Origin of the sequence: Desulfonatronum thiodismutans (genome assembly GCF_000717475.1) — a bacterium.
Classification (GTDB): Bacteria; Desulfobacterota; Desulfovibrionia; order Desulfovibrionales; family Desulfonatronaceae; genus Desulfonatronum; species Desulfonatronum thiodismutans.
This window is the reverse complement of the sequence record NZ_JPIK01000009.1, coordinates 75,390-84,880: the sequence shown is the minus strand read 5'-3', so window position 1 is coordinate 84,880 and position 9,491 is coordinate 75,390. Positions and strand designations below refer to the sequence as shown.

Sequence of the window (9,491 nt, the reverse complement as noted above, 5' to 3'; positions counted from 1 at the left end):
CCGCAACCCCGAAAGTTGAGCGCATAAGCCATTATCGATCCCGATACCGATACCGAGAATTGCGATAAGGCGACAGCCGCATCCGGTTTGCCTTCTCAACAGGCGCAGCCCGGGGCGGCCTCGTCCTTTCCGGTGAACGGTGACATGGCCCGCAGCCTGGACACGATGCCGGGCAGTTCGCGCAGGACCAAATCGATTTCCTCGTCCGTGGTGTACCGGCTCAGGCTGAAGCGGATGGAGCCGTGGGCAAAGGTGAAGGGTACGCCCATGGCCCGGAGCACGTGGGACGGCTCCAGACTGCCCGAGGTGCAGGCCGATCCGGAACTGGCGCAAATGCCGTACTGGTCCAGCATCAGCAGGATGGATTCGCCCTCAATGTACTTGAAGGCCAAACTGGAGGTGTTGGGCAGGCGGTTTTCCGGGTCTCCGTTGCGGCGCACGTCCGGAATGGCGGACATGATCCCCTGTTCCAGGCGGTCGCGCAGGGCCTTGACCCGGGTGTTTTCCTCGTCAATCCCGGCCGCGGCCAATTCCATGGCTTTGCCCAGGGCTACGATCCCGGCCACGTTCTCGGTTCCGGCTCGCCGGCCTTTTTCCTGGTGCCCGCCGAGCATGAAGGGACGAAACGGCACGCCCCGGCGGACGTACAGCGCGCCCATGCCCTTGGGGCCGTGCACCTTGTGGGCGGAGAGGGCCAGGAAGTCCACGGCCAGCTTTTGCAGGTCAATTGGCAGCTTGCCCACGGTCTGAACCGCGTCGGTATGCAGGAGGATGCCTTTGCTTTTGACGATCTCGGCGATCCGTTCCAGAGGAAAGATCACTCCGTTTTCGTTGTTGGCGTGCATGATGGAAACCAGGGCCGTGTCCGGACGCAGGCTGTCCTCCAGTTCCTGCAAATCCAGTCGTCCCAGTTCGTCCACCTTCAGATGGGTGACCTCGTACCCGGCGATTTCCAAATGGCTGGCCACGTTCAGGACAGCGGGATGCTCCACCCGGGTGGTCACCACGTGCCGCTTTTCCGGTTGGGAGCGGACCGCGGAAAAGATGGCCGTGTTGTCGCTTTCCGTGCCGCAGGAGCTGAAGATGATCTCCTCTGGGGAGCAACCCAGGCCTTGGGCCGTGCGTTCGCGGGCCTCGGTGATGAACTTGCCGACCTGGCCGCCGAAGCCGTGCATGCTGGAGGCGTTGCCGTAGGATTCCCGCAAGAAAGGCAGCATAGCCTCCAGGACTTCCGGGGCGACCCTGGTCGTGGCGTTGTTGTCCAGGTAGATCACCTTCATGAGCGCACCTCCTCCACGATGATGTCCGGGTCCACGGCGTCGCGCAACCGACGTTGGACCAGTTCCTTGATGGTCAACTGGCTGGAAGGACAGCCGGAGCAGGCCCCGCGCATGGAGACCAATACCTTGGCTCCCTCGATGTCCAGCAGCTCGATGTCGCCGCGGTCCTTTTTCAGGCTGGGCCGGATTTCCTCGTCAATGACCTTGGTCACCAGCTGCATCCGCTGGAGGTTGGTCAGCTTGCGCTTGGGCGCGACGGGCTTGGGTTTGGCCGGTTCCGTGCCCCGGGTTTCGGCCAGGATGCGCTCCAGGTCCAGCACGCATTCTCCGCAACCGCCACCGGCCTTGGTGTAGTCGGTGATTTCCTCCACCGTGGTCAGATCGTTTTCGGTGATGGCCCGGCGGATCTGGACGTCCGTGACGCCGAAGCACTTGCAGACGATTTCGCCCTCGGGTTTGACCAGGGGGTCCAGCTCGCCGCGGTAGCGCTTCAGGGCCGATTCCAGGGCTTCCTGGCCCATGACGGAACAGTGCATCTTTTCCCTGGGCAGTCCGCCCAGTTCCATGGCGATCTCTTTATTGGTGATGGCCGCGGCTTCGTCCACGGTTTTGCCCTTGAGCAGCTCCGTGAGCACGGAGCTGGAGGCGATGGCGCTGGCGCAGCCGAAGGTCTGAAAGGTTGCGTCGGTTATCCGCCCCGCGTCGTCGATTTTTAAAAACAGCTTCAGTGCGTCGCCGCAGGCCAGACTGCCCACTTCGCCGACCACCGTGGGGTCGTCCATCGGACCGGCGTTGCGAGGGTTGAGAAAATGGTCGCGGACTTTGTCGGTATAATCCCACATGGCTGGAACTCCTGGAAAGAGTGTTCGTGTTCGATGCGCGACAAAGAACCTATGCTTTTTGTACGTTGGGTTCAATAGGCTTGTCACGGTCCGTTGTTCAGGCTATGTTTAGATATTCCGGCATGTAACATGCCGTTTTTTCGGACTGTGAAAAAGTCTGAGTAAATTGATCAGCAATGAAGAAGTCGATCAACCAAAAGGAGTGGTCATGAACATGCGTTTCGTCAAGGGAGTGGTACTTGGACTGCTGGGAGCCGTGATGCTCGTTTCCGGACCGGTTTGGGCCGGTCAGGATGAACGTGATCCTGCCATCGAAAAAATTCTTGGCGGTCGGGATACGGACATCAGGAATTGGCCCTGGATCGTGGGCGTGCTGCATGCCGACGTGGATGACGGGTTTCGGGCCCATTTTTGCGGCGGTACGCTGATTTCCGGCCAGTGGGTGCTCACGGCCGCGCACTGCGTGACGGACCGGAGCGGGGCCGTGAAATACAATCCCGGCGATCTGCACGTGCTCAGCGGACGAACGGACTTGCGCGGCCAAGGAGGAGATCGTATCCCCATCGCGCAGATAGTGGTGCACCCACAGTACAACGCCAATAACAATGATTCCGACCTGGCCCTGCTTCGGTTGACCAGATCCCCCACTGATGGAACAATTTGGGGAGTTTTGCCGTTGATCCCACCCGGAGATCCGGCTGGTTTGACCAATTCCGGTGCTTCGGCCTGGGTCGCGGGCTGGGGGGCACTGGGGCCGAGGGGCGGCTTTCCAACGATTCTCCAGGAGGCGCAATTTCCCATTGTCAGCCAGGCCGCGTTGATTTTGGCCTATCCGCCGCCACTGTTCAATATCACCGGCAATATGATCGGTGCCGGCCCCGGAGACGGCTCGAAGGATACCTGTCAGGGGGATTCAGGAGGGCCGATGTTGGTTCGCGACGGATCGGGGAACGCCTATCTTGCCGGGGTGACCAGTTGGGGGTTGCAGTGCGGAACTGCGGGAATTTATGGAGTCTATGTCCGGATGGCCAACTACTGCGGCTGGGTCAAGGGCGTTTCCGGGGTCGGCGACTGCGACGCGGACGACGGCGGTGGAGGTTGCACCGTTGCTCCTGGGCAAGGCCTGGGTGGGGAGTGGTTGATCCTGGCGGCTTTTTTCGTGGTCTGGATGTTTGGGCGACGCTTCATGGGAACTCGGCCCGCGGCCCTCGAATCCAAGGCGGGCTCGCGTTAATCGCATTGCGAGGGGGCGGGGAATGCAGGAGGTGGTCCGTGTAACGGTGACCCCACGCCGGGAGATGGTCGCGGTGGTCAATGCCGGGTTGGAGGCGCTGTGCCGGGTGCGGAATACGCCGCAAGACGACGCCAAGCGTTTGCAACTGGCCGTGGAGGAAGTCTTTCTCTATGCCCTGAGCACCATCAAGACCTCAAAACACAACGCGGACATCTCCGCCCGCTTCCGGGTACAGGACGATGGATTTCAAGTGGTGATCGAGTACCCGGGGATACGTGGTCCGCTGGACCACTATCTCCGGACCGATCAACTGCATCTGTTGCAGGTCAAAACCTTCGAGGCCCTGGGGCTGTGCATGGCCGGCAAACTGCTGGACTCCCTCGAAGCCCGCTACTGGCCCCAGGAAGGCATCAACAGCTATGTTCTGTCCTTGAACGCGTCAGGCAAGAAGGCCGGGCACGGCGAGACGCCGCGACAACCAGCTTGACGCGTTCCATTCCCTGCTCATCGTCGACGGGAAGCTCTCTCGCGAAAGGAACTGCCGCGCAATCCCGTCAACGCTTGCCCTCAGGCACCATGGTCTCCACAGTGTAAACGAACGTTACTACCAGGCTGTCCGAACGGGGTAGGTCGTGATCATCGGATCTGGAGTGAGCAAAATCATTCCGTCTTGGATTGCTTGGCAAATCAAGATTCGATCAAAGGGATCTTTGTGGATTTTGGGCAAACTGGGTAGATTGAAGGTTGCCTCTTCAGAAATGGGTAAGGGGAGGACGCCATGTTTGTCACGCTGCCGGGAAACAAAAAGCCGCGGCTCTTGAGGCAGTTCAAGTTTTCCCAGCGACCATTTGACGCTTATTTCCCAACAGGACGCAGCGCTGAGATACACGTCTACGTCTGGATCGACAAAAACGTCCCTGGCCTTGGAAGAGAGTTCTTTGCTGCCGGCAATGATCCATAGAAAGGTGCAGGTATCCAGAAGAATCTTCATGCGGTTTCGCCAGAAAACGCGGCTTCAAGGTCAGCGGGCAGGGGGTCGAAAAATTTCTGATCGACACGGAACCCCGGATACTCTTTTCCGGCCAGCCCAATGGGACGCTTAGCACGCGTTTGTCGCCGAATAGGGATCAATTCCGCAACGGGCAAGTTGCGCTTACAGATGATGATCCGCTCACCTTTTACGACGCGTTCAAGGCAACTTGAGAGATGAGTCTTGACTTCGTGGATGTTTATACATGTCATGACCAAGAAGTAGGCTAGGAGTCTGCCCAAGTCAAGCTGGGCTGTATATTTTTTCTTCAGTTGTTACAGGTTGTTGTATGGAGAAAGACTAGGCGGTGTCCGGCATGGTTTTTACATGAAGATAATACGGTGGGCTTGGTTGACTGTCTTGATCATTCTGTATCCTCCAGTGTGTCGCTCATGCAATGAGATACTGGGGCTGAGCATCTACGAAGGCCCAATGAAGGACCGGGCCTAATCACTTGCGAAACCGGCCAACCGCTTCTGAGCCGACTGAAGCGCGGCGAGGCGGCCCAGGGTCCAGACCATGCGTTCGTAGAGGCCGGTCAGTTCCAGGAAGGCCGTGCGGTCCTGGATGTCCATGTTCTGTTCGCCGCTCAGGTAGGCGTTGCGGATGGACTGGAAAACGTCGCCTTTGTCCTGGGTCAGGCGGACCAGTTGCTGGATGTCGGTTTCGTCATCCGAGGTTTCGGCCTCGCAGGCGGTGTGCAGGAGAAAGTCGAGTCCCTGGAGAAAGGTGCCCTGAAAGGTTGAGCGCAGGTTGCCGGTCCATTCCCGGCAGTACTGGGAGAACTGGAACAGCAGGCTTTCGAAGGCTTCCAACTGTTTTTGCTTGTTTTGCAGGACCAGCAGCAGTTCCAGACCGTTATGGGATAAGGGACGACCGAGCAGGTCGCTGCTTTGTGCGTCGATCTCCTTGGATACGGCCAGAAAGGAAGCGTGCAGGGCCTCCAGGACCTTGCCCCGGTCGTCCCGGATCTGTTCCAGGAGGATGGCCGAGTATTGGGGCAGGCGACAGATCAGGCGGGCCTGCTCCCTGGCAAGCAGTCCGAGGTGCAGTTCCGGGGCGTCCGTGAGGTCGTCGCGCAGAAAGCGGGTCCGGGACCATTCCTCTTCCTTCGTGGCCGGCCAGAAATGCTCGATGCCTCGGGCGAAAGGCGTCAGGAGCAGGGACAGAACCAGGGCTCCGCCCCAGTTGAAGAGCAGGTAGACCAGGGCCGCCTGCTGTTCCAGAGGCAGGCCCAGGCTGTTCACCAGGGCCTGGACCAGAGGGACGTCTGCCAGGAATTCCAGGTAGAACAGCGAGACGAAGACCAGTCCGGCGATGAAGTTGAAGAGAACCTGGGACATGATCAACTGCTTGGGCGTTCCGCGGATGGTCGCGGCCAGCAGCCAGCTTATGGCCCCGGACCCCACGTTGGTGCCGTAGATGATCATCATGGTCTGTTCCATGGAGAACAGGCCGACCTGGGTCATGGCGATGGCCAGGATGGATACCGCGGTGGATGACTGGCAGAGCGCCGTGAGCAGGGCTCCGGCCAGGAAGGCCAACAGGAAGGAGGAATGGCCGGCCATGAGCACGCTCTCGAACCAGGGCATTTCCGCCAGGGGTTCGGCCCCGGCCCGGAGCATGATCAGCCCGTAAAAGAGCATGGCCCCGCCGAACAGGGCCTGGGACAGGGCTTCGAAGCCGCGTGGGCGCTTGAAGGCGAAGCTGACTCCGGCCAGGCCCAGGAGCAGCAACACCATGGTCTTGATGTCCAGCACGGCCAGCAGGATCATGATCCCGATCCCGGCGTTGGCCCAAAAGATGACCAGCATGCCTCGCCGGACCGGGATCATCCCGGCCCCGGCCAGGCTGCCGACGATGAAGGACAAAGCGGACATGGACTGGGACAGGAACCCGGCCGTGAGCCCCACGAGTCCGGCCCGACCCGATGTTCCCACCCATTTCGCGAAATGCAGTCGAAACCGGCGTCCGGCCATTTGTTTCAAGGCCGTACTGAGCAGGTGCAGGCCGACGAAAAAGACGCCGATGCCTCCGATCAGGCTTCCAATCCCTTCCATGACGGCCTCGTGATCAGATTGGTTAGTAGAACCCGACCCCTCGAATATTATGCGCGGTCATGGCCATCATGATTTCCCGAATGGCCCGGTCCACTTCTCGGCCGATCAGGTCAAGCTGGGCCAGTCTGGTCAGCCGGGGCATGATCTGGGGCAGTTCCTGGTCCGTAAACAGGATATCGACCATGCCGCAGGAGTGGACCAGGCCCACGAGCACCGCGTCCCGGTATTCCGGGATGTCGTCGCCCAGGAGCAGGTCCCGCAGCCGGGCCCGGACTTCCTTGACTTCGCGGTCGTCCAGGAGCGGGTAGCGGCGCTGGGGAAAGACCCAGAGAACCTTGCGGTCCTCGATCTTGAGCACACCCTTTTCCACCAGGCCTTGGACGATGCGGTCCCGCAGGTCGTCGATCTTCCAGGCGATCTCATTCAGCCAGAAGGCCGCGGGCTGGTCGGCCTCTCCCGTGTGGATGTGGTGGAGGACCTCGTCCAGCAGGGGATCTCCTGTGGGATCAGGGGCGACCACAAGCAGGGCGTCCAGATCCGTGTCGATGCGGTTCAGCACGGCCAGCTCCATCAACAGGGCTCCGGCCAGGGCGGTGCGCAGGGCTTGGTCCGGGACAGTGGAAAGAAAAGAACCTTTTTTGTCGTCCAGGTTCAACAGCAGGATTTCTTCGGCAAATGTCAGCATTGGAGGTCTCCTTGCGCAAAAGTGGAATACTCGTCTCACGATCGTGAGTCGGGGGCGGCACCATGTACTTGATCCGCATCCGTACAGCCACAACGGCTTTGAGTGCAAGCCCTTTTTCGCGAATCGATCAAAAAACTGGGAATGACCGGCTCTCAACCTCGTGAGGGAGGTTTGCGCTACGGCGTCTCCATGGGTAAGAAGCGCGATCGGTATCCACGCATTCCATAAAAAGGGCAACACAACATGACCAACGCCATCATTTTTACGTATTTGTTCGCGGTTCTGCTCATCGGCATCCTGGCCGGGCGGGGGATTTCGAACCTTTCCCAGTATGCCGTGGCCGGGAAGTCCTTTGGTTCGATGGTGATTTTCGCCACCCTGTCCGCCTCATTCATCGGCGGCGGGTTTTCCATGGGCAACGCGGAAAAGGTGTTTTTGTTCGGCGTCGTGAACATCGTGGCCCTGTGGGGCTTCAGCCTGAAGGAAATCCTGGTGGCCGCCTTCATCGCCCCGCGCATGGGCCGCTATCCGGACGCCATTTCCGTGGGCGACATCATGGAGGTCCATTACGGCAAGGCGGCCAAGGTGTTTTCGGGATTGTTCGGCTTCATCCTCTGCGCCGGGATCCTGGGCGCGCAAATCGGGGCCATCGGCTACGTGACCAATCTTTTTCTGGGCATTGAGCGGATATGGGGCATTTTGCTGGGCTGCGGCATCGTGATCACCTACGCCACCGTGGGCGGGATGCGAGCCGTGGTCTGGACGGACATCGTCCAGTTCGTGATCCTGGCCGTGGGGCTGCCTCTGACCCTGTATTTCGGCGTGCAGTATGCCGGCGGGTGGGGCCATGTCCTGAACACCGTGCCCGCGAACCATCTGACCCTGCCCACCGAGCCCCTGGCGTTGGTGGCCCTGGCATCGCTCTTCCTGACTTTCGTGTTCGGCGAAACCCTGGTTCCGCCGTATCTGCAACGGCTGCTCATTGGCCGGAGCACCCGGGACGTGGCCAGGGGCACCTTGTACAGCGGGTTGTTTTCCATTCCGTTCTTCGCGGTCACCGGGCTGATCGGCCTCGTGGCCCTGGTCCTCGATCCCACGATCAACCCGAATCTGGCCTTGCCCTTCGTCATTCAGCAGGCCCTTTCCCCGCTGTTGCAGGGAATCGTCATCGCCGCGGTGATCGCCATCATTATGTCCTCGGCGGACTCCTTCCTCAACGCCGCGGCCATCTGCTGCATCAACGACGTCATCAAACCCCTGCGCAAGATCCCCATCCCCGAGAATCGGGAAGTCGCCCTGGCCCGTGCCCTCACCCTGATCGTGGGGATTCTGGCCGTGATTTTCGCCGTGTCCATTGAAAGCGTTCTGGACATCCTGATCTACTCCTACAACTTCTGGGCCCCGATCATTCTCGTGCCCCTGGTCATGGCCGTAACCGGGCGAAAGGTCAGCCAAACCCGCTTTCTGAGCGGTGCCGCGGCCGGCATCCTGGCCCTGCTGATCTGGAACTACGTCCTGGGCGCTCCCTGGGGCATCCATGGCCTGGTGGTGGGCGTGCTGGCCAACCTGACGGTTTTTGTCCTGGTGGATTGGAACGGCCGGGAAGGGGTATGAGGCAGCAATTGAAACCAAAAACTGGAGAGTGAGTAATGGACGTGCAACCTGTTTATCCCGAAAAACGGCTCAGCTTTCCCGAAGCCGAAGCCAAACTGACCTGGCTGGCCCTGCTTTTGGACGCCCATTCCATCGTGGATCAGGGAGTGGAACGGGAGCTTGTCGGGCAGGCCAAGGCCGAAGGACGTAAATTGGCCTGCCGCAAGGGCTGCGCCAACTGTTGCCGGATTCATGCCGCGGTCCCGGTCTATCCATTGGAAATGGCCGGCATGGCCTGGTACTGTACTGAGGAAACGACGGGCGAGGTCCGTGAGGCGCTGATCAGCCGGTTGGAGAGCTTTCAGGAAGGGCAACCGTGTCCGTTCCTGGTCGACGACGCCTGCGCCGTTCACGCCCTGCGCCCCATGGCCTGCAGGCAGTTCAACGTGTTTGACACGCCCTGCGCCGAGGACGAAGACCCGTTCTACAACCGCCGCCAGGACGTGCTCACCCCATCGGATGCCTTCAAGAACAAGGCATTCTGGGTGACGCTGCCGTTTTACGGCATTGTGGATGAAAGGGACAAGGAAATCGCGATCAAGGAAAACCATATCCATCGTCAGGTCCGGGTGCTTCAACAGTGCAACTGGAAGGAGCTGGCCAAAAAAATGCGCCAGTTCGACGAGCAGCGGCAAGGTTGAAGAATGGAGTTGGCTTGCATTTGTTGATAATCCACGCTTTACAGGCCGGAATGGGGAGATGAGAAC

The 9,491-nt window shown here is 60.0% G+C and carries 10 protein-coding genes; 4 read left to right on the top strand and 6 right to left on the bottom strand.

Annotated elements, in window-relative coordinates; translation table 11 throughout:
• Positions 1-95: 95 nt before the first annotated feature.
• Together nifS and nifU are read right to left on the bottom strand one after the other, a co-directional pair.
• Positions 96-1,280 carry a cysteine desulfurase NifS gene (nifS, locus tag GY33_RS0107110; protein ID WP_031386672.1) on the bottom strand — a complete coding sequence of 395 codons (1,185 nt, stop codon included), beginning with the start codon at positions 1,278-1,280 and terminating at the stop codon, positions 96-98.
• Entirely contained in the window at positions 1,277-2,122 is an 846-nt protein-coding gene (nifU, locus tag GY33_RS0107105) for a Fe-S cluster assembly protein NifU (protein ID WP_031386671.1), read from the bottom strand. The genes nifS and nifU overlap by 4 nt, the downstream gene beginning before the upstream one ends.
• A 208-nt stretch (positions 2,123-2,330) precedes the next feature.
• On the opposite strand from nifU, the gene GY33_RS0107100 reads away from it, so the two are divergent.
• Both GY33_RS0107100 and GY33_RS0107095 read left to right on the top strand, forming a co-directional pair.
• Positions 2,331-3,356: a serine protease gene (locus GY33_RS0107100; RefSeq protein WP_051822388.1), complete on the top strand. Its 1,026-nt coding sequence runs from the start codon at positions 2,331-2,333 to the stop codon at positions 3,354-3,356.
• A 22-nt stretch (positions 3,357-3,378) separates the two neighbouring features.
• The gene (locus GY33_RS0107095) at positions 3,379-3,843 is read left to right on the top strand and encodes a hypothetical protein (RefSeq protein WP_152555117.1); all 465 of its coding nucleotides are present in this window, start codon (positions 3,379-3,381) and stop codon (positions 3,841-3,843) included.
• A 117-nt stretch (positions 3,844-3,960) separates the two neighbouring features.
• On the opposite strand, the gene GY33_RS0107090 is transcribed toward GY33_RS0107095, so the two are convergent.
• From GY33_RS0107090 to GY33_RS0107075, 4 genes are all read right to left on the bottom strand, one after another.
• Positions 3,961-4,347: a type II toxin-antitoxin system VapC family toxin gene (locus tag GY33_RS0107090; RefSeq protein ID WP_031386668.1), complete on the bottom strand. Its 387-nt coding sequence runs from the start codon at positions 4,345-4,347 to the stop codon at positions 3,961-3,963.
• Positions 4,344-4,598 (bottom strand): type II toxin-antitoxin system Phd/YefM family antitoxin, encoded by a 255-nt coding sequence (locus GY33_RS21950; RefSeq protein ID WP_031386667.1) that lies wholly within the window; start codon positions 4,596-4,598, stop codon positions 4,344-4,346. Before GY33_RS21950 ends, GY33_RS0107090 begins: the two co-directional genes overlap by 4 nt.
• Positions 4,599-4,832: 234 nt before the next feature.
• A complete protein-coding gene (locus GY33_RS0107080; protein WP_031386666.1) occupies positions 4,833-6,446 on the bottom strand; it encodes a Na/Pi symporter in 1,614 nt (537 codons plus the stop codon).
• Between the two features lie 22 nt (positions 6,447-6,468).
• Positions 6,469-7,131, bottom strand: coding sequence for a GOLPH3/VPS74 family protein (locus GY33_RS0107075; protein ID WP_031386665.1), 663 nt, complete (start codon positions 7,129-7,131; stop codon positions 6,469-6,471).
• Positions 7,132-7,374: 243 nt separating this feature from the next.
• On the opposite strand from GY33_RS0107075, the gene GY33_RS0107070 reads away from it, so the two are divergent.
• Together GY33_RS0107070 and GY33_RS0107065 are read left to right on the top strand one after the other, a co-directional pair.
• Positions 7,375-8,745: a sodium:solute symporter family protein gene (locus GY33_RS0107070; RefSeq protein ID WP_031386664.1), complete on the top strand. Its 1,371-nt coding sequence runs from the start codon at positions 7,375-7,377 to the stop codon at positions 8,743-8,745.
• A 35-nt stretch (positions 8,746-8,780) separates the two neighbouring features.
• Complete coding sequence (locus GY33_RS0107065; RefSeq protein ID WP_051822387.1) at positions 8,781-9,425, top strand: YkgJ family cysteine cluster protein; 645 nt, start codon at positions 8,781-8,783, stop codon at positions 9,423-9,425.
• Positions 9,426-9,491: the final 66 nt, after the last annotated feature.